The sequence below is a fragment of the Citrobacter sp. Cpa228 genome, assembly GCF_030333085.1.
GTDB lineage: Bacteria > Pseudomonadota > Gammaproteobacteria > Enterobacterales > Enterobacteriaceae > Citrobacter > Citrobacter pasteurii.
This window is the reverse complement of the sequence record NZ_JAOWGQ010000039.1, coordinates 24,765-49,705: the sequence shown is the minus strand read 5'-3', so window position 1 is coordinate 49,705 and position 24,941 is coordinate 24,765. Positions and strand designations below refer to the sequence as shown.

Annotated in this window: 23 protein-coding genes; 16 read left to right on the top strand and 7 right to left on the bottom strand. The window is 53.1% G+C overall.

Annotated features, from left to right (window positions below; translation table 11 throughout):
* Nucleotides 1-3: 3 nt before the first annotated feature.
* From ilvB to uhpT, 6 genes are all read left to right on the top strand, one after another.
* Complete coding sequence (ilvB, locus tag OGX91_RS06875) at nt 4-1,692, top strand: acetolactate synthase large subunit (protein WP_286625805.1); 1,689 nt, start codon at nt 4-6, stop codon at nt 1,690-1,692.
* A 3-nt stretch (nt 1,693-1,695) separates the two neighbouring features.
* On the top strand, nt 1,696-1,986 hold the full coding sequence (gene ilvN, locus OGX91_RS06870; protein ID WP_003023914.1) for an acetolactate synthase small subunit: 291 nt from the start codon (nt 1,696-1,698) through the stop codon (nt 1,984-1,986).
* Between the two features lie 156 nt (nt 1,987-2,142).
* Nucleotides 2,143-2,736: a response regulator transcription factor UhpA gene (gene uhpA, locus OGX91_RS06865; RefSeq protein ID WP_005121502.1), complete on the top strand. Its 594-nt coding sequence runs from the start codon at nt 2,143-2,145 to the stop codon at nt 2,734-2,736.
* On the top strand, nt 2,733-4,235 hold the full coding sequence (uhpB, locus tag OGX91_RS06860; RefSeq protein ID WP_040231520.1) for a signal transduction histidine-protein kinase/phosphatase UhpB: 1,503 nt from the start codon (nt 2,733-2,735) through the stop codon (nt 4,233-4,235). Before uhpA ends, uhpB begins: the two co-directional genes overlap by 4 nt.
* Nucleotides 4,236-4,244: 9 nt before the next feature.
* The gene (locus tag OGX91_RS06855) at nt 4,245-5,573 is read left to right on the top strand and encodes an MFS transporter (RefSeq protein ID WP_040231521.1); all 1,329 of its coding nucleotides are present in this window, start codon (nt 4,245-4,247) and stop codon (nt 5,571-5,573) included.
* Between the two features lie 141 nt (nt 5,574-5,714).
* Complete coding sequence (gene uhpT, locus OGX91_RS06850) at nt 5,715-7,106, top strand: hexose-6-phosphate:phosphate antiporter UhpT (RefSeq protein WP_286625801.1); 1,392 nt, start codon at nt 5,715-5,717, stop codon at nt 7,104-7,106.
* Between the two features lie 47 nt (nt 7,107-7,153).
* On the opposite strand, the gene OGX91_RS06845 is transcribed toward uhpT, so the two are convergent.
* The 5 genes from OGX91_RS06845 to OGX91_RS06825 all read right to left on the bottom strand — a co-directional run bounded on the left by OGX91_RS06845 (nt 7,154) and on the right by OGX91_RS06825 (nt 12,535).
* Entirely contained in the window at nt 7,154-7,777 is a 624-nt protein-coding gene (locus OGX91_RS06845) for a 2-dehydro-3-deoxy-6-phosphogalactonate aldolase (RefSeq protein ID WP_005121507.1), read from the bottom strand.
* Nucleotides 7,770-8,666, bottom strand: coding sequence for a 2-dehydro-3-deoxygalactonokinase (locus OGX91_RS06840; protein WP_149691902.1), 897 nt, complete (start codon nt 8,664-8,666; stop codon nt 7,770-7,772). Before OGX91_RS06840 ends, OGX91_RS06845 begins: the two co-directional genes overlap by 8 nt.
* Before the next feature lie 51 nt (nt 8,667-8,717).
* A complete protein-coding gene (locus OGX91_RS06835; RefSeq protein ID WP_005121510.1) occupies nt 8,718-10,028 on the bottom strand; it encodes an MFS transporter in 1,311 nt (436 codons plus the stop codon).
* Nucleotides 10,029-10,096: 68 nt separating this feature from the next.
* Nucleotides 10,097-11,614: a UxaA family hydrolase gene (locus OGX91_RS06830; RefSeq protein ID WP_188231947.1), complete on the bottom strand. Its 1,518-nt coding sequence runs from the start codon at nt 11,612-11,614 to the stop codon at nt 10,097-10,099.
* A 21-nt stretch (nt 11,615-11,635) separates the two neighbouring features.
* Complete coding sequence (locus OGX91_RS06825; RefSeq protein ID WP_286625798.1) at nt 11,636-12,535, bottom strand: dihydrodipicolinate synthase family protein; 900 nt, start codon at nt 12,533-12,535, stop codon at nt 11,636-11,638.
* Nucleotides 12,536-12,781: 246 nt separating this feature from the next.
* On the opposite strand from OGX91_RS06825, the gene OGX91_RS06820 reads away from it, so the two are divergent.
* The 3 genes from OGX91_RS06820 (at nt 12,782) to nepI (ending at nt 15,364) form a co-directional block, all read left to right on the top strand.
* Entirely contained in the window at nt 12,782-13,537 is a 756-nt protein-coding gene (locus OGX91_RS06820; RefSeq protein WP_005121514.1) for an IclR family transcriptional regulator, read from the top strand.
* A 20-nt stretch (nt 13,538-13,557) separates the two neighbouring features.
* Nucleotides 13,558-14,010: a DUF1198 family protein gene (locus OGX91_RS06815; RefSeq protein ID WP_005121515.1), complete on the top strand. Its 453-nt coding sequence runs from the start codon at nt 13,558-13,560 to the stop codon at nt 14,008-14,010.
* A 169-nt stretch (nt 14,011-14,179) separates the two neighbouring features.
* Complete coding sequence (gene nepI, locus OGX91_RS06810; RefSeq protein WP_005121516.1) at nt 14,180-15,364, top strand: purine ribonucleoside efflux pump NepI; 1,185 nt, start codon at nt 14,180-14,182, stop codon at nt 15,362-15,364.
* A gap of 55 nt (nt 15,365-15,419) precedes the next feature.
* Here the strand turns inward: nepI and gmuD are convergent, their stop codons facing one another.
* Together gmuD and OGX91_RS06800 are read right to left on the bottom strand one after the other, a co-directional pair.
* Entirely contained in the window at nt 15,420-16,802 is a 1,383-nt protein-coding gene (gene gmuD / locus OGX91_RS06805) for a 6-phospho-beta-glucosidase GmuD (protein WP_005121517.1), read from the bottom strand.
* 92 nt (nt 16,803-16,894) lie between these two features.
* Nucleotides 16,895-17,188, bottom strand: coding sequence for a YicS family protein (locus OGX91_RS06800; RefSeq protein WP_040231528.1), 294 nt, complete (start codon nt 17,186-17,188; stop codon nt 16,895-16,897).
* A gap of 196 nt (nt 17,189-17,384) precedes the next feature.
* Between OGX91_RS06800 and dagR the strand changes: the two genes are divergently transcribed.
* The 7 genes from dagR (at nt 17,385) to dagF (ending at nt 24,794) form a co-directional block, all read left to right on the top strand.
* Nucleotides 17,385-20,183: a transcriptional regulator DagR gene (dagR, locus tag OGX91_RS06795; RefSeq protein WP_040231530.1), complete on the top strand. Its 2,799-nt coding sequence runs from the start codon at nt 17,385-17,387 to the stop codon at nt 20,181-20,183.
* Between the two features lie 212 nt (nt 20,184-20,395).
* Nucleotides 20,396-20,821, top strand: a complete 426-nt coding sequence (locus OGX91_RS06790; protein WP_003023957.1) for a PTS sugar transporter subunit IIA — start codon at nt 20,396-20,398, stop codon at nt 20,819-20,821.
* 12 nt (nt 20,822-20,833) lie between these two features.
* Complete coding sequence (locus tag OGX91_RS06785) at nt 20,834-21,319, top strand: PTS sugar transporter subunit IIB (RefSeq protein ID WP_003023959.1); 486 nt, start codon at nt 20,834-20,836, stop codon at nt 21,317-21,319.
* A 25-nt stretch (nt 21,320-21,344) separates the two neighbouring features.
* Nucleotides 21,345-22,094, top strand: a complete 750-nt coding sequence (locus OGX91_RS06780) for a PTS mannose/fructose/sorbose/N-acetylgalactosamine transporter subunit IIC (RefSeq protein WP_003023960.1) — start codon at nt 21,345-21,347, stop codon at nt 22,092-22,094.
* Complete coding sequence (locus OGX91_RS06775) at nt 22,091-22,951, top strand: PTS system mannose/fructose/sorbose family transporter subunit IID (protein ID WP_005121522.1); 861 nt, start codon at nt 22,091-22,093, stop codon at nt 22,949-22,951. The genes OGX91_RS06780 and OGX91_RS06775 overlap by 4 nt, the downstream gene beginning before the upstream one ends.
* Before the next feature lie 3 nt (nt 22,952-22,954).
* Nucleotides 22,955-24,064 carry a D-glucosaminate-6-phosphate ammonia lyase gene (dgaE, locus tag OGX91_RS06770; protein WP_286625793.1) on the top strand — a complete coding sequence of 370 codons (1,110 nt, stop codon included), beginning with the start codon at nt 22,955-22,957 and terminating at the stop codon, nt 24,062-24,064.
* Nucleotides 24,051-24,794, top strand: a complete 744-nt coding sequence (dagF, locus tag OGX91_RS06765; RefSeq protein ID WP_286625791.1) for a 2-dehydro-3-deoxy-phosphogluconate aldolase — start codon at nt 24,051-24,053, stop codon at nt 24,792-24,794. Before dgaE ends, dagF begins: the two co-directional genes overlap by 14 nt.
* Nucleotides 24,795-24,941: the final 147 nt, after the last annotated feature.

The following is a 24,941-nucleotide window of genomic DNA, read 5'->3' as shown; positions in this document are numbered from 1 at the left end:
AGCATGGCAAGTTCGGGCATCACATCCAAGCGTACGCGCTTTACGGGCGCAGAATTCATCGTTCATTTCCTGGAACGTCAGGGAATTAAAGTGGTCACCGGTATTCCTGGCGGCTCAATTCTCCCCGTCTACGACGCCTTAAGCCAAAGCACGCAAATCCGTCATATCCTGGCGCGCCATGAGCAGGGGGCGGGGTTCATCGCCCAAGGGATGGCACGAACCGAGGGTAAACCCGCGGTGTGTATGGCCTGTAGCGGGCCAGGGGCAACTAACCTGGTTACTGCTATCGCCGATGCACGTCTGGATTCTATTCCGTTGGTGTGTATCACCGGGCAGGTTCCGGCCTCGATGATCGGCACCGACGCCTTCCAGGAAGTTGACACCTACGGCATCTCTATCCCCATCACCAAACACAATTATCTGGTTCGCCATATCAATGAATTACCGCAGGTCATGAGCGATGCCTTCCGCATTGCGCAGTCAGGACGCCCAGGCCCGGTGTGGATAGACATACCTAAGGACATTCAAACAGCCATATTTGAAATTGAAGAGATGCCGGAGCCTGCAGAAAAAGCCCCTGCGCTAACCTTTAGCGCGGACAGCGTTCGCGATGCTGCCGCCATGATTAATGCGGCACAACGTCCGGTGCTGTACCTCGGCGGCGGCGTGATTAACGCACCTGAGCGCGTACGTGAGCTGGCGGAAAAAGCGAAACTGCCTACCACCATGACGTTGATGGCGCTGGGCATGTTGCCAAAAGCGCATCCGCTGTCGTTAGGCATGCTGGGTATGCACGGTGCACGCAGCACTAACTTTATACTGCAAGAGGCTGATTTATTAGTTGTTCTTGGTGCGCGTTTTGATGATCGGGCGATAGGTAAAACCGAGCAGTTCTGCCCGAATGCAAAAATAATCCACGTGGATATCGATCGTGCCGAGCTGGGTAAAATCAAACAGCCGCACGTGGCCATTCAGGCGGATGTGAATGAGGTTCTGGCGCAATTGATCCCGCAGATTGAAGCACAACCTCGGGACGCGTGGCATCAGATGGTGGCCGATTTACAACGCGAATTCCCTTGTACGATTCCACAGGAAAGCGATCCGCTCAGCCATTATGGGCTGATTAACGCCGTTGCGGCTTGCGTGGACGACAGCGCCATCATCACCACCGACGTGGGTCAGCATCAGATGTGGGCGGCGCAGGCCTACCCGCTGAATCGCCCACGTCAGTGGCTGACTTCTGGTGGTCTGGGGACCATGGGCTTCGGTCTGCCCGCAGCGATTGGTGCGGCGCTGGCGAACCCGGACAAGAAAGTGCTGTGCTTCTCCGGCGACGGCAGCCTGATGATGAATATTCAGGAGATGGCGACTGCCAGCGAAAATCAGCTGGATATTAAAATCATCCTGATGAATAACGAAGCACTGGGTCTGGTGTATCAGCAGCAGAGCCTGTTCTATAAGCAAGGCGTGTTTGCTGCGACCTATCCGGGGATGATTAACTTTATGCAGATTGCCGCCGGTTTTGGTCTCGAAACCTGCGATTTAAATCATGAAGCGGATCCACAGGCGGCGCTGCAGGAGATAATCAATCGTCCAGGACCTGCGCTGATCCACGTACGTATTGATGCAGAAGAAAAAGTGTACCCGATGGTACCGCCGGGTGCGGCAAACACTGAAATGGTGGGGGAATAAGCCATGCAACAGCAGACTCATGACAACGTAATCCTGGAACTCACCGTACGCAATCACCCGGGTGTAATGACCCACGTTTGTGGACTGTTTGCCCGCCGTGCGTTCAACGTGGAAGGTATCCTCTGTCTACCGATTCAGGACAGTGATAAGAGCCGTATCTGGCTATTGGTGAATGACGATCAGCGTCTGGAGCAGATGATAAGCCAGATCGACAAACTGGAAGATGTGGTGAAAGTGGCGCGCAACCAGTCTGATCCATCGATGTTTAACAAAATTACCGTCTTTTTCGAGTAACCCGCTCAAGGTAGAGGCCGCTTGAAGGATGAGGTGTATATCGTTAAGGTAATCGCCTTTGCCGGATGGCGGCATTCATGGCTTATCAGGCCTACCTTCTTGTAGGCCTGATAAGCGCAGCGCCATCAGGCGTTTTCCAGCACCAGGACATAACCCATGATTACCGTTGCCCTTATCGACGATCACCTTATCGTCCGTTCCGGGTTTGCCCAACTGTTGGGGCTGGAACCCGATTTGCAGGTTGTGGCTGAGTTTGGCTCAGGTAGCGAGGCACTGGCAGGATTGCCGGGGCGCGGCGTGCAGGTCTGTATCTGCGACATCTCCATGCCTGACATTTCCGGCCTCGAACTGTTAAGCCAGTTGCCAAAAGGCATGGCGATTATCATGCTCTCCGTCCACGACAGCCCGGCGCTGGTGGAACAGGCGTTGAACGCAGGGGCGCGAGGTTTCCTCTCAAAACGCTGTAGCCCTGATGAGCTGATTGCCGCGGTGCGTACCGTGGCAACCGGCGGCTGTTATTTAACGCCGGACATCGCCGTCAAACTGGCGGCCGGACGTCAGGACCCGCTCACAAAACGCGAACGTCAGGTGGCAGAAAAACTGGCACAAGGGATGGCAGTCAAAGAGATTGCGGCTGAACTGGGCTTGTCACCAAAAACGGTACACGTGCACCGCGCCAACCTGATGGAAAAGTTGGGCGTAAGCAACGATGTTGAGTTGGCTCGGCGGATGTTTGACGGCTGGCAATGAACACGTTCTTTTCCCGGTTAGTCACCATTGTTGCCTGCTTTTTTATCTTCTCTGCCGCATGGTTTTGCCTGTGGAGCATCAGCCTGCATCTGGTTGAACGCCCGGAGCTGGCAGTGCTGCTGTTTCCATTCGGCCTGCGCCTGGGGTTGCTGCTGCAATGTCCGCGCGGCTACTGGCCGGTGCTGTTGGGTGCGGAATGGCTGCTTCTGTTCTGGCTGGCGCAGGAAGTGGCGCTGTCCCATCTGCCACTTTTGGTGATCGGTAGCTTTCTCGCCTTACTTCCTGTCGCACTGACCTCACGTTTCCGCCATCAACGTGACTGGCGCACATTGTTATTACAGGGGGCAGCGCTGACCGCGGCGGCACTGCTGCAATCGCTACCTTGGCTTGGGCAAGGTGAAGAGGCGTGGACCGTGCTGCTGCTAACACTCACCGGTGGGCTGACGCTGGCGCCGATCTGCCTGGTATTCTGGCACTATCTGACCAGCACCACCTGGCTGCCGCTGGGACCGGCGGTGGTTTCTCAACCTGTGAACTGGCGCGGACGACATCTGGTCTGGTATCTGCTGTTGTTCAGTGTCAGCCTGTGGTTGCAGTTGGGGCTGCCGAATGAGCTGTCACGTTTTACGCCGTTTTGCCTGGCGCTGCCGATTATTGCACTTGCCTGGCACTATGGCTGGCAGGGGGCGCTGATCGCCACGCTGATGAATGCCATCGCGCTGATTGCCAGCCAGACCTGGCACGACCATCCTGTCGACTTGCTGCTCTCCTTGCTGGCGCAGAGCCTGACCGGGCTGCTGCTCGGCGCGGGTATTCAGCGCCTGCGTGAACTCAATCAGTCGCTGCAAAACGAGCTGGCGCGTAATCATCGTTTGGCCGAGCGTTTGTTGGAAACCGAAGAAAGCGTGCGTCGCGACGTGGCGCGCGAGCTGCACGATGATATCGGGCAGACCATTACCGCCATTCGTACCCAGGCGGGTATCGTTCAGCGGCTGGCGCCGGAAAACGCAGGGGTGAAGCGCAGTGGGGCGCATATCGAGCAGCTTTCACTCGGGGTATACGATTCGGTACGTCGCCTGTTGGGGCGTTTACGCCCGCGCCAGTTAGATGATTTAACGCTGGAGCAAGCTATTCGTTCGTTGATGCGGGAAATGGAGCTGGAAAGTCGCGGTATCGTCAGCCATCTCGACTGGCATATTGATGAATCAGAACTCAGCGAAAGCCAGCGGGTGACGCTGTTTCGCGTCTGCCAGGAAGGACTGAACAATATTGTTAAGCATGCCAATGCCAGTGCGGTGACGTTGCAGGGCTGGCTACAGGATGAGCGGTTGATGCTGGTGATTGAGGACGATGGCAGCGGCCTGCCGCCGGGTTCGAATCAGCAGGGATTTGGCCTCACCGGGATGCGTGAGCGCATTACGGCCCTCGGCGGTAAGCTTTCGATATCCTGTACGCACGGTACGCGGGTCAGCGTCTCTTTGCCTCAGCGTTATGTGTAAGGAATGGCAATGTTTCAGTTTCTAAAAGCCCCGGCGAATGCGCCACTCATTACCAATAAAAGTGAGGTGGATGCCCGTTATCGCTACTGGCGGCGGCATATTCTGACCACCATCTGGCTTGGCTACGCGCTGTTTTATTTTACGCGCAAAAGCTTCAACGCTGCGGTGCCGGATATCCTGACCAGCGGCGTACTGACCCGCAGCGACATTGGCCTGTTGGCAACGCTGTTTTACATCACCTACGGCCTGTCGAAGTTTGTCTCTGGTATCGTCAGCGATCGTTCCAACGCCCGCTATTTTATGGGCATTGGCTTGATTGCAACCGGCGTGGTAAACATCCTGTTTGGTTTCTCGACCTCGCTTTGGGCCTTTGCGCTACTGTGGGCACTGAATGCGTTCTTCCAGGGCTGGGGATCGCCGGTATGCGCTCGTTTGCTAACGGCCTGGTATTCGCGTACTGAGCGCGGTGGCTGGTGGGCGCTATGGAACACCGCGCATAACGTCGGCGGGGCGCTGATCCCGATGGTGATGGCGGCGACGGCGCTGCATTATGGCTGGCGTGCAGGAATGATGATTGCCGGAATACTGGCGATTGTAGTGGGATTTTTCCTGTGCTGGCGGTTGCGCGACAGGCCGCAGGCGATTGGCTTACCCCCGGTTGGCGACTGGCGACACGATGAGTTAGAAATTGCCCAGCAGCAGGAGGGCGCAGGCTTAACCCGCAAAGAAATCCTCACCCGCTATGTGTTGCTGAATCCCTACATCTGGCTGCTGTCGTTGTGTTATGTGCTGGTGTACGTGGTACGTGCGGCGATCAACGACTGGGGTAATCTGTACATGTCAGAAACGCTGGGGGTCGATCTGGTGACCGCCAACACCGCGGTGACCATGTTTGAACTGGGCGGGTTTATCGGGGCACTGGTGGCGGGTTGGGGGTCAGATAAGCTGTTCAACGGCAATCGTGGGCCAATGAACCTGATTTTTGCCGCCGGGATTTTGCTCTCCGTCGGCTCGCTATGGCTGATGCCGTTCGCCAGCTATGTGATGCAGGCGGCGTGCTTTTTCACCACCGGATTCTTCGTCTTTGGCCCGCAAATGCTGATTGGTATGGCGGCGGCAGAGTGCTCGCACAAAGAGGCGGCAGGGGCGGCGACCGGGTTTGTCGGGCTGTTCGCTTATCTGGGCGCTTCGCTCTCCGGCTGGCCGCTGGCGAAGGTGATGGAGGTCTGGCACTGGACCGGATTCTTTGTGGTTATCGCTATCGCCGCGGGGATCTCCGCGCTATTGCTGCTGCCGTTTTTGAATGCCCAGGCGCCGCGTGAGCCTGGTGAAGCGTGATGTACCTCACCTTTTTGCCCCGAGTGGGGTAAAACTAAGAAATTTTCCCGGTTTCACCTGGACGCTGTCTCAGGCGTGATCCCGGGCTGATTTTTACAATGCCTGCTATTCGCAGGTATAAAAATTAGCTCGGAGAGTCCTATGCTGGCCTTCTTAAACCAGGTGCGCAAGCCAACCCTGGATCTGCCGCTCGATGTGCGGCGTAAAATGTGGTTCAAACCGTTCATGCAGTCCTATCTGGTGGTCTTTATTGGTTACCTGACCATGTATCTGATCCGCAAAAACTTCAACATCGCGCAGAACGACATGATCTCCACCTACGGGCTGAGCATGACGCAGCTGGGGATGATTGGCCTGGGCTTCTCCATCACCTACGGCGTGGGTAAAACGCTGGTTTCTTATTACGCGGATGGCAAAAACACCAAGCAGTTCCTGCCGTTTATGTTGATTCTCTCCGCCATCTGTATGCTCGGCTTCAGCGCCAGCATGGGCGCAGGCTCAACCAGCCTGTTCCTGATGATTGCTTTCTACGCGCTGAGCGGATTCTTCCAGAGTACTGGCGGTTCCTGTAGTTATTCCACCATCACCAAATGGACGCCTCGCCGTAAACGTGGTTCTTACCTCGGTATGTGGAACATTTCCCACAACCTCGGTGGTGCCGGTGCGGCTGGTGTGGCGTTGTTTGGTGCCAACTACCTGTTCGACGGCCACGTCATCGGTATGTTTATCTTCCCGTCGATTATCGCCCTGATTGTTGGCTTTATCGGCCTGCGCTATGGCAGCGACTCCCCGGAATCTTATGGTCTGGGGAAAGCTGAAGAGCTGTTCGGTGAAGAGATCAGCGAAGAAGACAAAGAGACCGAAGAAAATGACATGACCAAGTGGCAGATCTTTGTTGAGTACGTGCTGAAAAACAAAGTGATCTGGCTGCTGTGCTTCTCCAACATCTTCCTGTACGTGGTGCGTATTGGTATCGACCAGTGGTCTACCGTGTACGCGTTCCAGGAACTGAAGCTCTCCAAAGAAGTGGCGATTCAGGGCTTTACCCTGTTTGAAGTGGGTGCGCTGGTCGGTACGTTGCTGTGGGGCTGGTTGTCTGATCTGGCGAACGGTCGCCGGGCGCTGGTGGCCTGCGTGGCGCTGGCATTAATTATTGCCACGCTCGGTGTTTACCAGCACGCCAGCAACCAGTACGTTTACCTGGCTTCATTGTTTGCCCTCGGCTTCCTGGTGTTTGGTCCGCAGCTGTTAATCGGTGTCGCAGCCGTTGGTTTCGTACCGAAAAAAGCGATCGGCGCGGCCGATGGGATTAAAGGGACATTCGCCTATCTGATCGGTGACAGCTTCGCCAAGCTGGGCCTGGGGATGATTGCTGATGGTACGCCGGTCTTCGGCCTCACCGGCTGGGCGGGAACCTTCGCCGCGCTGGATGCCGCCGCCATCGGCTGTATCTGCCTGATGGCAATCGTGGCCGTGTTTGAAGAACGTAAAATTCGCCGCGAGAAAAAGATTCAACAATTGAAAATTGCTTAAGTTAAGTGTGCATTGGTAACTTTTGCCCGCCTTAATGGCGGGCTTTTTTATGCCTCATTATGCTGACAGTAGGTGTTGTAAGCCTCAACAAATAACTTCGCATTTGTTGCAGTTTGGTGGACAGATTGCCCAATGCGATAAAGATCGCTGCCTAATCCGGCACTGTAACAACCTGCATTCAGGTAATGAGACAGATTGTCAGGGCGAATTCCGCCCACGGCATATAAAGGAGCTTGAGGAGGTAAAACCGCTTTTAATGCCCGGATGTAATTCGGTCCCAGTTCTCCCGCAGGGAAAATTTTCAGTCCATCTGCGCCGTGCCTGAGTGCAAGAAATGCTTCGCTGGCTGTGTGGCAACCGATGCAGGTTTTCATTTGGGCCGCTTTGGCGGCATCAATTAATTCCGGATCGGTGTTGGGCGTAAGGATAAATGCGCATCCAAGCGAAGAGAGAGTGCTGATATCTGCGACATTAGTAACCGTCCCTGCACCGATTTTTATCGTCTGGCCATAATGCTCTACGGCCAAAGCAATACTGCTTTTCCAGTCTGGAGAATTCAGCGGTATTTCTATTGTGCTGAAGCTAGCTGTGATCAGCGCGTCAATATGAGCCAGCACCTCATCAGGCTTCACCCCACGCAGAATGGCGACCAAAGGGTTACGGTTATTCATGTAAAAGTCTCCTGATACCATTAATAAATGCTTTTTCACCATTGCACAGACGACAGCGATAACCGAAATGATGAAACAAGCTTTGATAGCGGTTGAGCAATTCTTCATTGCCTACCAAAATGACTTCTTCCCCGGTGTTAATGGCGTAATGCTGTAGCATTTGCGCTATTTCGTGGCCAATCAGTAATCCTGAGAGAGATTCGTATAGCGTGTCGGGTGGCAAGGAATGGCTGAGTATTCGAGCTCTGAGGTCAAATACGCTGCGGGATAAACACGTTTCATTCCAGCCACGTTCGGCCCCGTCTAAAAAAGCCTGAATGTTCGTGTTTTGTTCCCCGGCATTTTTTCCCACTATGGAATAGTGGGAGAGCAAATGAAAAAACTCGCCGGTCATGATAGTTTGAAAATCGCAGACGATACCCTCTTGCACCTGAACCCATTTGCTGTGTGTTCCAGGGAAGACGTACCAGCGTTCATCAGTCAGGGCGCCAAAAAGTTGCGTTTCCTCTCCACGCATGACGTTGTAGGTTTTCGGTCCGGCAATTTGCAGACCCGGTACGATGAAAGTGGGAAAAGGACCGGCATCCTCAACCGCTGTCAGATGCTGCGATAATGCGCTTAATGGGGTTGGGCAACGCAAATAGTGGCTATCTACCCAACCGATATTACTGCCCACCATGCCGCTCATTATGACGGTTGTATCTTTGCTTAATGGCTGCGGACACAAACTTAGCAGTGTTAGCCAGGTATCTTTGAATGCGTCAGGATGATGCTTGAGTACACCATTCTGATCGGCGTGTTGCCAGACACATTGATTCTGTTGATAGACCCAAATGCGCAGGTTGCTGGAGCCCCAATCCACGGCAATAAAATTCTCTGAATTGAACATACATCATTCCTGATACGAAAAGATGGCCCTAAGCGGGCCATATTCAGGGGATTACTCGTCGGCAATAACCATTTTTTTATCAAAATTGATCAGCAGCGAGCAGATGAGATAACCCACAGCAGCCAGTGCAAAGAACATCATGGCGGCGTAATAATTTCCGGTGGATTGCACCAGGAAACCGATAAAAATTGGCAGGATAGCGGCGAATAAGTTACTGGTGAAGTTCATGGTCCCACAGATGGTACCCGCAACAGATTGCGCGCCTAGCAGCCCTGGTATTGACCAGTAAACACTGGCCCACCGCAGTGGGAAAAGGGCAATGGTGAGCAGGGTTATCGCAACGGCCGGCGTAGAACTTTGTGCGCAAAGGAAAATACCAACGCCAGCGGTAGTGGCGGAAATAGCCAACATTGTATGCATCACACGGCTTGTTTTTGCTCCTTTGCTGCGCCATTTATCCATAATGTAGCCGCCGGTCAGTTGGCCGACAAAACACAGCAAGAAGATCAGCGCCATTGCTCCACCCATCGATTTGATATCGAAACCGTAGGTGGCCTGAAAGTAGAGTGGCAGCCAGGTCATCAGGCCGTAGAACACAAAGCTGTAGCAAACCCAACCACCGATGAGCGCAATCACATTCCGTTGTTTTAGATAAGGTTTGATGTCGGCCAGACGGTATTTCTTGCTGCTGGTTTCAGCACCGTTTGCAGCGGTAATATGGTCCAGTTCTGCTTTATTAATGCTGGGATGTTCTGATGGATAAGTGCGGATGTACCACCAGGCCAGTAAGCCGACCACCATTGTTCCCACACCTGCCACCACAAATGCCATACGCCAGGAGTCGAAAAAAGCAATAAGTCCTGCGATGATCACCGCCCCTAATGCCGTACCCAACGGCGCGCCGCCATCAAGTAGCATCGAACCACGCCCGCGTTCTGTTGGTGTTAACCATGTCCCCATTAACTTTGCGCCAGCGGGCATAATTGGAGATTCAGTAACGCCTAACCCCAGTCGAGAAAGTGAGAGAGTAAAAATGGAGTGGCACAGCGCCGCGACGGCCTGAAATGCTCCCCATAAGATAGTGGCCAGCGCTATGATATTTCTTGCTTTAAATTTATCAGCAATAACTCCACTGGGAATTTGCATCAAAGCATAAGCCCAGAAAAAGGCACTATGAATAACCCCAACAACGCGTGTGTCAGTAATGCCAAATTCATCCGTAATATATGGCATCGCAATGGAAAGAGATGTGCGGTCAATATAATTAATGGCGCCTAATAAAAGCATGATGATAAATATCCGCCACCTTACAGTTGTTGCCTTTAATTTTTCTTCTTCAGTATTTGCATTAACAAGAGACATAAGGACTCCTTGCCATACTCATAATAATATGAGTATGGCGGTACGAGGTATTATTATATTGTGAAGTGTTACATTATGGAGCCAATAGTCCATGGGACGAATTCTTGACTGCCATAGCCAAATTCCTCACTCTTTGTTTTTTTACCGGATGCCATCTCAAGAATCATCTGGTAAATACGTTCACCGACTTCTGCAATTGTTTCTTCCCCCTCTACAATAGTTCCGCAATTTATATCCATATCCTCCTGCTGACGTTCCCAAAGTGCGTTATTGGTAGCTAGCTTCAGACTTGGGGTTGGTTTGGATCCAAAAGCCGAACCGCGGCCTGTTGTGAAGCAGAGAAGATTTGCCCCACCGGCGATTTGACCCGTGACGGCAATAGGGTCATACCCTGGTGTATCCATAAAGACAAAACCTTTCGCGGTAACGGGTTCCGCGTACTCATACACTTCTGTCAGATTTGTTGTGCCTGCTTTAGCAATACCACCGAGTGATTTTTCCAGAATTGTCGTCAGCCCTCCGACTTTGTTACCCGCAGAGGGATTATTGTTCATTTCACTTCCAGTGCGGCGACAGTATTCTTCCCACCAGTGAATACGGGCGATAAGTTTTTCCCCGACTTCACGGGAAACGGCGCGGCGAGTAAGAAGATGTTCAGCGCCATAAATTTCGGAGGTTTCAGATAATATCGCTGTTCCACCTTGTTGGATCAACTTATCTGCCGCATAACCCAGCGCTGGATTGGCTGAGATCCCGGAATAACTGTCGGAACCGCCACATTCCAACGCGAGAATGATTTCTGATACAGGGATTGGTTGACGTGTTACCCGGTTAGCAACAGGCAGCATTTGGTTAACCAGGGTAATTCCTTTTTCAATGGCATGACGTGTGCCGCCCACATCCTGAATGGTATAGCTGTGCATCATTGGGCCATCAGCTAACCCATGGGCGTTCATCATATCTTTAATTTGGCTGGATTCGCATCCCAGCCCAACGATGATTACTCCGGCAAAGTTTGCATGGGTGGCATAACCAGCCATCGTACGTCTCATGACATCCATTGATTCACTTTTAGATCCGATGGCACAGCCAAAACTTTGTGGCAACGACACCACGCCATCAACATTTGGGTAATCTGCAAGACCATGCAGACGAAAGTGATCCTCAATCGCTCTGACGACCGTAGCACTACAGTTTACGGAGCTTAAAATGCCGATGTAGTTGCGTGTAGCAGCGCGGCCATCGGCCCGGCGGATACCCAAAAATGTATCCTGTTGAGGAACCGAAGAGGGAGAATGGCAGTCTTCACCCCAGGCATAATCTCGTTCAAAATCGCCCATACCTAAATTATGCATGTGGACGTGTTCGCCAGGCTTAATTGGCTGAGTAGCGAAGCCAATAATCTGCCCATAGCGTTTGATCGCATCACCTACGTTACACGCATGCAGGGCGATTTTATGCCCTGCTGGAATTTCACTTAGTACCGTAATTTGTTCTTCTTCAAGCCAGGTGCCCATGGGGACCGTCTGTCTTGCGATAACCACATCATCTTTGGGATTCAATTTTAGTACAGGGTTGATGTTCATTATCATTGCTCTCATGCTGGTTTACACCGAAATACGGGATAAAATATTTTTAACCTGCGCTATTTTTTCTTCATTCAACGGTAATGCCGGAGGGACAACTGCGGTTGATATGTCCACACCACTTAATTTTATGGCTGTCTTTATAACGCCAAAGAACGGTTGTTCTAATGCATATAAAGGTGATAATTCTGATAGTTGTTGTTGAAGTGCTTTAGCCGTGGCGAGATCGTTCTGCTGAACAGCCTGATAAATTCCGCGCGTAATATTAGGTGCAAAGTTAAATGTTGCCGGAATTCCACCATGCCCCCCCAACATTAATGTATCAAGTAAATATTCGTCATAGCCGCTGAAAATGATAAAATCTGGGCGGAAACAGTGAACCTGATTGATGATTTCCCTGGTGTGGCTAATATTATCAATAGTGTCTTTAATTCCGACGATATTGGGTACTTCGCGGGCAAGGCGTGTGATGACGTTTAAACCAATATCCTGGCCGGTTAGTTCTGGAAAGTTATATAGGAAGACTGGAATGTTTGACGCTTCAGCAATTCTTTTGTAATGCGTAAAGCGGGCTTCTTCGCTGAGTTTTGCATAATAAGGATTGACTACCAGTACTCCTTGCGCGCCCGCTTTTTCGGCATGCTTTCCAAGCTGGATAGTTTCTGCTGTGCTGGCGCAGGCGATACCGATAAGTACGGGGACTCTGCCGGCAACATGCTGCAGACTAAATTCTGCAATCTGTTTTCTTTGTTCAGACGAGAAATGTGAAAATTCGCCGCCGCTGCCCAGAATTAGCATTCCGTCGGCACCATTGCTAATCACATGATCAATCATTACCGCCATTCCTGCGCGATCCAATTCACCGTTATCGTCAACGATGGTCGGTACTGGCGGGAAGATGCCCTTAAAAACGTTCAACATGCTCACTCCTTGTTGTTCTGTATATGGAACTTATGTTCTGTATGTTGAAGTCAGTACAGCAGATATCCAAATCGTTCGTCAATGCTTTTTGCAGAACAAATGAACAACTGTGAGGCGGATCGGGTTTGCGGATGTAAGAATTAGGCAACAGAGCGCAGTTTGCATATGTGCAAAAAAGCCGCATACCTGAGAAAAGTGATTGCGGTATACTGTGCAGAGTCTATGAATAAAAAAGATTAATAGCGCATGAACCAAGACATCACGACTTCTGTTCCCGCTCTGGATAAGACGGTAAAAATCTGTAATTACCTTTTTAATTCCCCTGGAGCAACATTCAGCCAGATTCAGCAGGATCTGGCATTACCAAAAAGCAGCACGTCTTCTCTGCTAAATGCGCTGGTTGAGCATCATCTTTTGCGTCTGGAAAAGGGACGTTTCTTTTTAGGATTGAAGCTGTACGAATGGGGAAATCGTTCATTGGAGCAGTTTGATATCCGTAATGCAGCGCTTCCTGTTTTGGAAAAACTGCGTCAACAAACGGACCTGACCTGTCACTTGGGCATATTGGATGAAGTCGCGCCAATTTATCTTATGAAGCTGGAAAACACCCAGCCGATTGGCATTCGTACCTGGGTCGGTAAAAAATTGCCGATGCACAGTTCCGGCGTAGGGAAAGCGCTGTGTGCCTGGCTGCCGCAGGATAAAATCGACGAACTGTTGCCGGATGAAGACCTGCCAAAATATACCGATACCACCATTACCAGCAAAAAAGCGTTGATGAAGGAATTTGCCAGAATCCGCGCGCAAGGCTGGGTATTTGATAATGCGGAAGACTCCCCGGGTATCTATTGCATTGCCGCACCGGTATTTAACCGTAATAAAGATGTGATTGCAGCAATCAGCATCAGTGGCGTTGAACTACAAATGCCAAAAGATTGTATTCCACAATATTCTCAGTGGGTGCGCGAAGCCTGCCAGTCACTCTCGGCAAAATTAGTTTAAGTATGCAGGTATCGTAGTTAATGATCTGGATAATGCTGGCCACCCTGGTGGTTGTTTTTGTTGTGGGGTTTCGGGTGCTGACGTCCGGATCTCGACGGGCAATTCGCCGTCTGAGCGAGCGACTGAATATTGATGTTGTGCCGGTAGAGTCGATGATCGATCAGATGGGAAAAGTGCAGGGTGAGGCGTTTTTACAGTACCTGCACCGCCCGGATGAATCGCATCTGCAAAATGCCGCCCAGGTGCTGTTGATCTGGCAAATCGTGATTGTCGACGGCAGTGAGTCGAATCTGCTGCAATGGCACCGTTGGCTGCAAAAAGCCCGGCTGGCCGCGCCGATTACCGACGCACAGGTGCGTCTGGCGCTCGGTTTCTTGCGCGAAATGGAACCGGATATGCAGGAGATAAATGCGTTTCAGATGCGCTATAACGCCTTTTTCCAGCCCGAAGATGGCGTGCACTGGTTACATTGATAGTTATGCCTGGTGGCGTTACGCTTCTCAGGTCGAAAAAAGGGCCCTGCCTTAGATGGAATAAGCCACATCGCCATTCGGCGGAGAAAGTTGTTGAAACGTTAAATACGTCACACATTTAATGTTACACTGCGTAACTTTTCTACAATAACCCCACGCAGGTAACAAAATGAGTGAAGCTGTTGAACAAAAATCCCGCGCTGAAGTGAATACCCGACCTAACTGGTCGGCGGTATTCGCCGTGGCGTTCTGCGTTGCCTGCCTGATAACCGTTGAGTTTCTTCCCGTGAGCCTGCTAACGCCGATGGCGCAGGATCTGGGTATTTCGGAAGGTGTTGCCGGACAATCGGTGACGGTGACGGCATTTGTCGCTATGTTCGCCAGCCTGTTTGTGACGCAAATCATCCAGGCGACCGATCGTCGCTATGTGGTGATCCTGTTCTCAGTGCTGCTGACGCTCTCCTGCCTGCTGGTTTCCTTTGCCAACTCTTTTTCGCTGCTGCTCATTGGCCGCGCTTGCCTCGGCCTGGCGCTTGGCGGTTTCTGGGCAATGTCGGCGTCGCTGACCATGCGTTTGGTTCCCCCTCGTACGGTGCCGAAAGCGCTGTCGGTGATTTTTGGCGCTGTCTCTATCGCGCTGGTGATTGCCGCGCCGCTGGGGAGCTTTTTAGGCGGTATTATCGGCTGGCGTAACGTGTTTAATGCGGCGGCGGTGATGGGCGTGCTGTGCACGATTTGGGTGGTGAGAGCGCTGCCATCGCTGCCCGGTGAACCGTCGCACCAAAAACAAAATATGTTCAGCCTGCTGCAACGTCCGGGCGTGATGGCTGGCATGATCGCCATCTTTATGTCCTTTGCCGGGCAGTTTGCCTTCTTTACCTACATCCGTCCGGTATACATGAATCTGGCGGGCTTTGATGTTGATGGCCTGACGTTAGTGCTGTTGAGCTTTGGTATCGCCAGCTTTGTCGGGACGTCGCTCTCTTCGGTGATTCTGAAGCGCTCGGTCAAACTGGCCTTAGCCGGTGCGCCGCTGGTGTTGGCGCTCAGTGCGCTGGTTCTGATCCTGTGGGGCAGCGACAAAGTGGTGGCGGCTGGCATTGCGATTATCTGGGGACTGGCGTTTGCGCTGGTACCGGTAGGCTGGTCGACGTGGATCACCCGTTCTTTGGCCGATCAGGCAGAAAAAGCCGGATCGGTGCAGGTTGCCGTGATCCAGCTTGCCAATACCTGCGGGGCCGCAGTGGGAGGCTATGCGCTCGATAACCTCGGATTGCTGTCGCCCCTGATGCTTTCCGGCAGTCTGATGCTGTTGACGGCGCTTCTGGTCACGATGAAGGTCAGAATGCAGTGAGAGTATTGCCTGATGGCGCACAGCTATCAGGCAATACCGCTATCTGACAACGGTATCAATCAAAACCCTTGTTCTCGGCGGTATGGGCAAACCATTCGCCGCTCTTTTTCACCGTACGTTTTTGCGTGTCTAAATCTAACTGGACAAAACCGTAGCGGTTTTTATATCCGTTGAGCCAGGACCAGTTATCAATAAAAGTCCACATATGGTAGCCAAGACAATTACACCCTTCGCTGATGCCTTTATGTAGCCATTTCAGATGCTCAGAAACAAATTCAATGCGGTAGCTGTCGTTTATCTGATCCTGCTCAACGAAACGCTGCTCATTTTCCACACCCATACCGTTTTCAGAAATAAAGCAGCGCGGGTTGCCGTAATTATCACGAAGATTAGTAATAATATCGTAAATACCAGGCTCATAAATTTCCCAGCCACGGTAAGGGTTCATTTTACGCCCCGGCATTTCGTAATAATCAAACAGCCACTCCGGCATAAACGGCGCGTTTGGATTGACGGCAGTATCACGACATTTCACGCGGCGCGGCTGATAATAATTGATACCGAGCAGGTCGATTTTCCCCTCGGCGATGAGCTGACTGTCGCCTGGCTGACAGGCTGGTAGCTGATCGTACGCTTTCAGCAGTTCGACCAGATCCGCCGGATATTTCCCTTTTAGTACCGGGTCAAGGAAGCTGCGGTTAAACAGTAGATCCGCATGGTGCGCGGCTTTTACATCCGCCGGGTGCTGAGAGCGTGGATAAGAGGGCGTCAGATTTAGGATCACACCGATCTCACCGCCGTAGTTTCCGGCGCGATACGCCCGCACCGCCGTGGAATGCGCCAGTACAGTGTGATACGCCACGGTGGCCGCGCGTTTGAAATCCACTACGTTAGGGTAGTGGAAATCATACAGATAACCGCCTTCTACCGGGACAATCGGTTCGTTAAAGGTGAACCAGTGCTTCACCCGATTGCCGAATAGGTTAAAACAGGTCTGCGCGTAGCGGCCAAACGCCTCAACCACGTCACGGTTTTCCCAGCCGCCTTTCTCCTGCATCACCATCGGCATATCGAAGTGAAACAGGGTGATAAACGGTGTAATGCCTTGCGCCAGCAGTTCGTCGATGACGTTGTTATAGAAATCGACAGCCTCACGATTAACCTCGCCAGTACCGTCCGGGATCAGTCGTGACCAGCTGATAGAAGTGCGGAAGCTGTTGTGTTTCAGCTGTTTGAGCAGTGCGATGTCCTGTTTCCAGTGCTGATAAAACGTTGAGGTGTTTGCCGGGCCAACCCCCTGGTGGAAACGCCCTGGCTGGCGGTCGAACCACACGTCCCATGTGGTCTGGCTTTTGCCGCCATTCAGGCTATCCCCTTCGGTTTGCAACGCCGAGCAGGCACTCCCCCACCAAAAGTTATCAGGAAAACGGTATCGCATTATCTTGCTCCTTGATGTATTTCACTTCCCTACACAATAGGCGATTTTGCTAAACAGAAACCGGTTACAGAGCTCGTTTTTCAATACGATAGTTACAAATCCGGGCATTCAACTTTGCCCAACGCTTCCCAGTAGGTGTTCTGGTTATTTCGTTGTATTGCCAGAATAGCCTCGCGGATATGCTGCTGATTACGTGTATCAGCCATAATCGTTTTTTCCCACATCTCATCGGAGGGTGAACCCTGCGGGGTGCAAATCTTGCGTAAGTCCTTCAATACAGTGTTTTTTTCATGAACGGACTGTAGAGAGCCGTAAGCCGACTCGGCCTGCGCTAAACCCGGCAGCGTGAAAAGAATGGCAATAAGCGGTAAAGCGGCTCGTTTCATGATAATAATCCTTGTTGTCGATGCGCATCATCTCAAGACTAAGTGTAGACACTACATTGCACATGACTCACTCAACAGTCTGCATTACCAGGGAAAACGGTCTCGTCTGTAAGTTGTAGATGGCTTCTCCTCACTTTCTTGCGCAGCAGAATAGTGTATGTTCTGAACAATCATTTATTTCTTAAGCGGTAAAGAGATGAGACGGATTGAGATAATACTGGGGGAGCTGGAACGGCTGACGCGAGGACTGAATCTTGCCCATCTGGCGCAGGAAACGGCGTTCACAGCAGAAGCTATCGGCTTTAATCTCGGACTGGCGCGCAACTCGGTCAGTAAAGATCTCAATCAGCTCTGGAACGACGGCCTGGCGATTAAAAGCCGCGGACGCCCTGTCTTCTTTCTGCATCGTCAGGCGATTGAAACGCTGCTGGGGCGCAAACTGGATGAGTCCGAGCGCGAAGTGCAAACCGTTGCCGACCTGTTGCCGGTTCAGGAAAATCAGGCAACAGAGGATCCCTTCTTCGGCCTGATTGGTTACGATCGTAGCCTGCGCGACGCGGTGGAAAAAGGCCGCGCGGCGGTGCTGTATCCCCACGGGCTGCACGTTCTGCTGACCGGTCCCTCCGGCGTCGGCAAAACCTTTTTTGCCGAACTGATGCACCGTTTTGCCTGCGAACGCGCAGTGGGAGCGTCGCCGCCGCTGGTTTACTTTAACTGCGCGGAATACGCCCATAACCCGGAGCTGCTTTCTTCGCACCTGTTTGGTCATCGACAGGGGGCATTTACCGGCGCAAATGAAAATAAACCCGGTCTGGTCGAGCAAGCCGACGGCGGTTATTTGCTGCTCGACGAAGTGCATCGTCTGCCGTATGAAGGTCAGGAAAAGCTGTTCTCTATTCTCGACAAAGGTGAATATCGGCCGCTGGGCTCAAGCGCCGTGGCGCGGTCTATTTCGGTGCGCCTGATTTGCGCCACCACCGAGCCGGTGAGTTCGGCATTGCTGCGTACCTTCCAGCGACGTATTCAGGTGTGTATCGATTTGCCCGGCATCCGCCAGCGTTCGGTGGAAGAGCAGGTTGAGCTTATCGTTGGCTTCTTGCAGCGTGAGAGCCGCAAAATCGAGCGTACGATAAGCATCGACCGCACCTTACTGCTTTGGCTACTGAACAAGCCGCTGGAAGGTAACATTGGTCAGCTTAAGAGCGACATTCAGTTTCTCTGCGCCCAGGCCTGGGCCTCAGGGATGACCGGGCACAGCGACACGCTACAGCTGGATAAACGTCTGGCGGAGATTTCGTTTAACGCCACGCCGGAACAGCGTCTGCTGGTTGGCGCACTGTTCGAAGGCAAAGAGCATTTAAGCATCGATGCCCGCACGCTGCCCGCGCTGAAAAATTCACTGGCGACCGGAGCCGAAATAGAAGAGAGCGATCTCTTCTACAGCTTCCTGACCCGCGAATATATCAATCTGCGTAACAGCAACGTACCGCCAGCCGAAACGCTGGCGATCCTCAAAAACAAGCTCAGTTCGATTTTTGAATATGGTCTCTACAGCCGTGACAGCGTGGGGCATCCGCCGCGCTATGGCGATCAGATAGAAGAGCGCGTCACGCTGCTGATCGGCTGCGTTGAACAGGTGCTCGGTTTCACGCTGCCGGAGAATCTGGTTAATCCGCTGCGCAAACACTTCCTGGCGCTGATTGGCTATGTGCAGCGCGGCCTTATTCCGCAACTTTATTCTTCCAGCCTGATCCTCGATCGCTGTAAAGATGAATATGACAACGCCACGCTACTATGCCGGAAAATCAATGAACTGCTGCATATTCAATGTCCGGCGACGGAAGTGGTCTGGCTGTGCCTGTTCCTCAAAGAGTGTCGCCATTACCGCCAACGGATTGATGCCAGTCCGGATTGCGGGGTGATTTTGATTGCCCACGGTGCGACGACGGCGACAAGCCAGGCGCAGTACGTGAATCGCGTGCTGGAGCGCGAGGTGTTCAGCGCTATCGATATGCCTTTTGAGCAGTCGGTGCATGACACGCTGGAAGCTTTGACACAGATGATCCAGACCCGACAATATCGCCGGTTGATCCTGATGGTGGATATTGGTTCGCTGGTGCATTTTGGTAGCACGATCAGTAAGTTATTCCAGATAGACGTACTGCTAATGCCCAATATCACGCTCACCAGCCTGCTGGAGATTGGGCTGGATTTAAGCTACGAAACCAGCGACTTAACGCAGCTGGCGGCGTTAATGCAGAGTAAAGATATCCCCTGTCAGCTCTGCACGCCGCAGCAGGAAAACAGCGGTAAGGTGCTGGTTATCTCCTGCATCACCGGGATGGGAACGGCAGAAAAAATCAAAAAGGTGCTGGAAGAGAGCTTCGGCGAGCTGATGTCGCAGGACACGCGGATGGTGATCCTCGATTACAATGAAGTCCGCAGTCTGGAGCGCGTGCAGCAGGCGATTAACGCCAGTGAACGCCTGGCGGGAATAGTGGGGACTTTCCAGCCAGGACTGCCGGATATTCCGTTTATCTCGCTCGAGGAGCTGTTCTCTGAGCAAGGCCCCGAGCTGGTGCTCAGTCTGCTGACGCCGGATCTCTCCAGCAGCGAACGCCGCGTGGAGATGGAGCGCAGCGCAATGCGCTTTATCAGCGCGTTGACTATGGAGAGCATCATTAACCATATTTCGGTGCTCAACCCGCAGCGTATTCTGAAAGAGATGGAGAGTGTGCTTAACCATCTGACCACTGCGCTTGCCCTGAAACCGAGTCGTCAGGTGACACTGCGCTTCCTGATCCACTGCTGCTGTATGGTCGAGCGTATCGTGATTAACCGTAAACCGTTACAGATGGCGCTGGAGAACAAGCCGGATCTGGATAATCGCGCGTTTAGTGTCATTAAATCCGCTTTCCTGCCGATCGAAGAGGCCTATGCCATTCGCTTATCGGACGCGGAATATTTTTATATCTACGAACTGCTGTATAGCTAATCCCTTTACTGGCGCGGCTCTCTGCCCCGCCAGCGCTCCTCTCTTCCCTGCGTGACACAAATTCTGGCACAGCCTTTGCTCTTACTTTGATGAGTTTGCCGGATGGCGGCATAAAACGCCTTATCCGGCCTACAAAAGCACTTCCCGTAGGCCTGATAAGCGAAGCGCCATCAGGCATCGCAAGTCTCATGTAATCGAGCCAGGAGGCCATTTTGACTACCACTGAATCCTTGCCCCAGATCCTGCTGCTGACCCATGGCGGCTGGGGGCAACAGCTTTGCAACAGCCTGCGCATGGTGATGGGTGAAATCAAAGGCGTGACGGAAATTGCGCTGATGCCCGTTGATACGCTTGGCGAGTTTTACCAGCGCGTTGAAGCCGTGGTGAAAACCATGCCGGAAGGTTCACTGATCCTGACCGATTTTATTGGCGGCACCACCTCTAACGTGGCGGCGCGGCTGAGTGCCGATTACCCGGTGGCTGTGATTTCCGGGCTCAATGCCTCTTTGCTACTGGAGGCGCTCGACAAACGCGAGCATGGCCAGTTGACCACCTGCGTGGCTGAACTGGTCGACGCCGGGCGTAGCAGTTGCCTGGACGTTGTCGCCCACGTGCGTCAATTACAACAATCACAATAAGGAATAAACATCATGGCAAACATCGTCTTATGTCGTATCGATAGCCGTCTGATTCATGGACAAGTGGTGACCAAGTGGGTTGGACAATCTCAGGCCAACCGGATTGCGGTGGTCAGCGATGAGCTGGATGCCGATCCGTTTATGAAAAATATCTACCTGATGGCCGCGCCGCCGAACATCAAAGTGGATTGTTTTGGTAACCAAAGTTTTGCGGCTGCCTGGAAAGAAAACCAGCTTGGTGACGGCAAAGTGCTGGTGCTGTTCCCCTCTCTGGCGGCGGTGCAGGAAGCGGTCCAGTTAGGCTTTGATGTCACCACCATTCAGGTCGGTGGACTGGGAGGTGGGCCAAACCGCAAAGCGGTATTCCAGAACATTACGCTGGATGAAAAAGACGTCGGCATTCTGAGCGACCTGAAAAATCGTGGGATTCAGGTGTTCTTCCAGACCATCCCGGAAGATAAGCCGCAGTCGCTGGACGATATCCTGAAAAAATTCTAACTCTTTGATAACAGGGTAATTAACTATGGATACTTTAGTCTTCGCAAGCCTGATGGGGTTGTATTACTGGTTTGCCCGTTTACGCCTTGGCTACACCTTCTCCGCGATGCTGCTGCAACCGGTGGTGATTGCCGTATTCGTTGGCCTGCTGTTAGGCAACATGGAAACGGCGATGATCATTGGCGCAGGTATGCAGCTGGTTTACCTCGGCGTGACCTCCACGCCGGGCGGTAACGTCCCGTCGGATCCGGCGCTGGCCGCCTGTATTTCAATTCCTATCGCCGTGAAGGCCGGAATGGATCCGAACCTGGCTATCGCGCTGGCGATCCCATTTGGCGTCATCGGCGTATTCCTCGACCAGCTGCGCCGCACGTTAAACGCGGCATGGGTACATATGGCCGACAAACATGCGGAAACGGCCAACATGGCGGGTATCATGCGCTGTGCGTTCCTCTACCCGGCGTTGCTTGGGCTGGTGCTGCGTTTCCCGGTGGTTTTCGCCGCCAACTATTTTGGTCAGGATGTGGTGGAAAGCTTCCTCAAGCTGATGCCGCACTGGCTGACGCACTCCTTTGAAATTATGGGCGGCATTCTGCCAGCGCTGGGCTTCGCCATCACCATTATGGTGATCGGTAAAAAGAGCCTGCTGCCGTGGTTTATCGGCGGATTCTTCGCAGTGCTGTACCTGAAGGTGGACATCATGGCGATGGCAATCTTTGGTACCTGCGTGGCCTTCCTGATTAAAGGTCTGGCGAAAAATGAAGGAGCAGCATGATGAGCAGCGACGTAATGCAACATGAACTGGTGGAGCGTGCGCGTGAAAGCGGCACGCTGACCAAAGCCGATATCACCAAAGCCTGGTTTATCTACTGGCTGGGTGCGGAAGTTTCCAGCTCCTATGAGCGTTTGCAGAGCCTGATTTTCTGCGCCTCGATGACGCCGATCATCAAAAAGCTCTATCCGCAAAAAGAGGAACAGGTAGAAGCGCTGAAACGCCATCTGAACTTCTTCAACTCAGAGCAGACGTTCGGGGCGGTGATTCAGGGGATCTCCATTGCGATGGAGGAACAGAAAACCCGCGGCGAGCCGATCAGCGATGCCTCAATTACCGGGATTAAAACCGGGCTAATGGGACCGCTGGCCGGGATGGGGGACTCGATCATCTGGGCAGCCGTGATGCCGCTGTTAATTGCCATTTTTATCCCGTTCGCCGCCAATGGCAGCGCGATGGGCGGAATTGTACCGTTAATCCTCTACCCGGCCATTACGTTGGCAATCAGCTACGGTATGGTGCACAAAGGCTATACGCTGGGACGTGACTCGATTATCGGTCTGCTGCAGGGAGGGCGAATTAAGGAACTGATCTACGGCGCGAACGTGCTGGGCCTGATCATGATGGGGGCGCTGTCGGCAAGCTACGTCAAGATCACCACGCCGTTAAAACTCAGCGCCCTGAAAGGCTCTGAAGTGGTGGTTCAGCAAATCCTCGACTCTATTGCTCCCGGTCTGTTGCCGCTGGCGGCGGTGTTCGCCATCTACTTCTATCTGGTGAAGAAAGGACCGCGTTACACCACCATTTTGCTGTCGATTGTCGCGCTCAGCGTGGTCTGTTCGCTGCTGGGAGTGTTGTAAGCCATGACACAGAATATCTATCAACAACTGGGGCTAAAACAGGTGATTAACGCCTGCGGCAAGATGACGATTCTGGGCGTTTCCAGCGTCGCGCCGGAAGTGATGCAGGCCACCGCACGAGCAGCGTCGACCTTTGTTGAAATTGACCGGCTGGTGGACCGTACCGGTCAATTGGTTTCCCGCTACACCGGCGCGGAGGACAGCTATGTTACTTCGTGCGCCTCGGCGGGTATTGCGATTGCCGTTGCCGCCGCCATTACCCGCGGTGACCAGGCTAGTGTCACGATGATGCCGGACAGCGCGGGTATGGCCAATGAAGTGGTCATGCTGCGCGGGCACAACGTGGACTATGGGGCGCCGATCACCAGCGCGATTCGCTTAGGGGGAGGACGCGTGGTGGAGGTTGGCTCGAGTAATCTGGCGGCCCGCTGGCAGCTGGAGAGCGCGATTACCGACAACACCGCCGCGCTGCTGTATGTGAAATCGCACCACTGCGTGCAGAAAGGCATGTTGAACATTGCGGACTTCGTACAGGTTGCGCAGGTTCACAATCTGCCGCTGATTGTCGATGCCGCCGCCGAGGAAGACTTACACGCCTGGGTGGCGAGCGGGGCGGATATGGTGGTCTACAGCGGGGCAAAAGCCTTTAATGCGCCGACCTCCGGGTTTATCACCGGGAAAAAACAATGGATTGCGGCGTGTAAAGCGCAGCACCACGGAATTGCCCGGGCGATGAAGATCGGCAAAGAGAATATGGTTGGGCTGGTGTATGCCCTGGAAAACTATCATCAGGGGCAAACCGTGGTCACCGCCGAAGAGCTTCGCCCCGTGGCGCAGGCGATTTCAGCGATTCGCGGACTGGATGCGGATATTGAGCAGGACGAAGCCGGACGCGCCATCTGGCGGGTTCGTATTCAGGTGAACGCGCAGGCGTTGGGACTGGATGCCTGTGCCGTAGAAGCACAGCTGCGTGGGGGCGATATTGCGATTTACGCGCGTCGTTATAACCTTCACCAGGGTGTCTTTAGTCTCGATCCGCGTACGGTCGCAGAAGGGGAAATGGCACTGATCGTGGCCCGACTAAAGGAGATTGCAGACCATGCAGCACATTAATTTTTATCGCAATAAAGTGGCTATTAACGTGCTGGCGAAGGATATCGCCAACGCCCGGGAAATCTATGACGCTGCCGAAGGTCACGCGGTGATCGGCATTCTTTCGGCGCAGTTCTCCTCGGTTGAGGAAGGGGTTAAGGAAGTAAAAAGCTGGATGGTCGACGTGCCGTCGATTTCCGTGGGGCTGGGGGCGGGCGACCCGGCGCAGTATTACAAAGCGGCCATGATTGCCTCACGGATCCATCCGGCACACGTCAACCAGACTTTTACCGGCTGTGGTTTTGCGGCAGGCGCGCTGGCCGCAACGGGCGGTGAACAGACCCATATCAACGCGTTAGTCAGTCCCACGGGCACGCCGGGGGAAGTGTTGATCTCGACCGGGGTCAGCAGCAGCCAGGGCACGCCAGCCCGCGTTTCCTGCGATGCCGCAGTGCGCATGATGCTGGACTCTGGCGCGCATGCGGCGAAGTTCTTCCCGATGGGCGGTGAGAAATCGTTGCCTGAGCTGTACGCGCTGGCGACGACCGCGGCGCGCAACGGCATGACGCTGATTGAACCGACCGGCGGTATCTCGCTGGATAACTTCGGCATTATCCTGCAAACCTGCCTCGAGGCGGGCGTACCGCGGGTCATGCCGCATGTGTACAGCTCGATTATCGACTCGCAAACCGGCAATACCCGGCCTGAAGATGTCGCCAGGTTGATGGAGATAGTCAAAACCCTGGTGTGAGGCGCCATCGTTGGATAGCGAAAAGAGAATGCCCGGAGAAGCTCACGCTTACCGGGCATTTTTGCGAACGCCATTCCCTGAAAATAAATACATTGCAAAAGCATGTATTTATCCGCCAGGCCGCCTCGCAGATAGAAAAGTTCCCAG

Bases quoted from the DNA above. Each gene is read 5' to 3' on its own strand.
- ilvB (WP_286625805.1), top strand. From the start codon at position 4: ATGGCAAGTTCGGGCATCACATCCAAGCGTACGCGCTTTACGGGCGCA.
- ilvN (WP_003023914.1), top strand. From the start codon at position 1,696: ATGCAACAGCAGACTCATGACAACGTAATCCTGGAACTCACCGTACGC.
- uhpA (WP_005121502.1), top strand. From the start codon at position 2,143: ATGATTACCGTTGCCCTTATCGACGATCACCTTATCGTCCGTTCCGGG.
- uhpB (WP_040231520.1), top strand. From the start codon at position 2,733: ATGAACACGTTCTTTTCCCGGTTAGTCACCATTGTTGCCTGCTTTTTT.
- OGX91_RS06855 (WP_040231521.1), top strand. From the start codon at position 4,245: ATGTTTCAGTTTCTAAAAGCCCCGGCGAATGCGCCACTCATTACCAAT.
- uhpT (WP_286625801.1), top strand. From the start codon at position 5,715: ATGCTGGCCTTCTTAAACCAGGTGCGCAAGCCAACCCTGGATCTGCCG.
- OGX91_RS06845 (WP_005121507.1), bottom strand. From the start codon at position 7,777: ATGAATAACCGTAACCCTTTGGTCGCCATTCTGCGTGGGGTGAAGCCT.
- OGX91_RS06840 (WP_149691902.1), bottom strand. From the start codon at position 8,666: ATGTTCAATTCAGAGAATTTTATTGCCGTGGATTGGGGCTCCAGCAAC.
- OGX91_RS06835 (WP_005121510.1), bottom strand. From the start codon at position 10,028: ATGTCTCTTGTTAATGCAAATACTGAAGAAGAAAAATTAAAGGCAACA.
- OGX91_RS06830 (WP_188231947.1), bottom strand. From the start codon at position 11,614: ATGAACATCAACCCTGTACTAAAATTGAATCCCAAAGATGATGTGGTT.
- OGX91_RS06825 (WP_286625798.1), bottom strand. From the start codon at position 12,535: ATGTTGAACGTTTTTAAGGGCATCTTCCCGCCAGTACCGACCATCGTT.
- OGX91_RS06820 (WP_005121514.1), top strand. From the start codon at position 12,782: ATGAACCAAGACATCACGACTTCTGTTCCCGCTCTGGATAAGACGGTA.
- OGX91_RS06815 (WP_005121515.1), top strand. From the start codon at position 13,558: ATGATCTGGATAATGCTGGCCACCCTGGTGGTTGTTTTTGTTGTGGGG.
- nepI (WP_005121516.1), top strand. From the start codon at position 14,180: ATGAGTGAAGCTGTTGAACAAAAATCCCGCGCTGAAGTGAATACCCGA.
- gmuD (WP_005121517.1), bottom strand. From the start codon at position 16,802: ATGCGATACCGTTTTCCTGATAACTTTTGGTGGGGGAGTGCCTGCTCG.
- OGX91_RS06800 (WP_040231528.1), bottom strand. From the start codon at position 17,188: ATGAAACGAGCCGCTTTACCGCTTATTGCCATTCTTTTCACGCTGCCG.
- dagR (WP_040231530.1), top strand. From the start codon at position 17,385: ATGAGACGGATTGAGATAATACTGGGGGAGCTGGAACGGCTGACGCGA.
- OGX91_RS06785 (WP_003023959.1), top strand. From the start codon at position 20,834: ATGGCAAACATCGTCTTATGTCGTATCGATAGCCGTCTGATTCATGGA.
- OGX91_RS06780 (WP_003023960.1), top strand. From the start codon at position 21,345: ATGGATACTTTAGTCTTCGCAAGCCTGATGGGGTTGTATTACTGGTTT.
- OGX91_RS06775 (WP_005121522.1), top strand. From the start codon at position 22,091: ATGATGAGCAGCGACGTAATGCAACATGAACTGGTGGAGCGTGCGCGT.
- dgaE (WP_286625793.1), top strand. From the start codon at position 22,955: ATGACACAGAATATCTATCAACAACTGGGGCTAAAACAGGTGATTAAC.
- dagF (WP_286625791.1), top strand. From the start codon at position 24,051: ATGCAGCACATTAATTTTTATCGCAATAAAGTGGCTATTAACGTGCTG.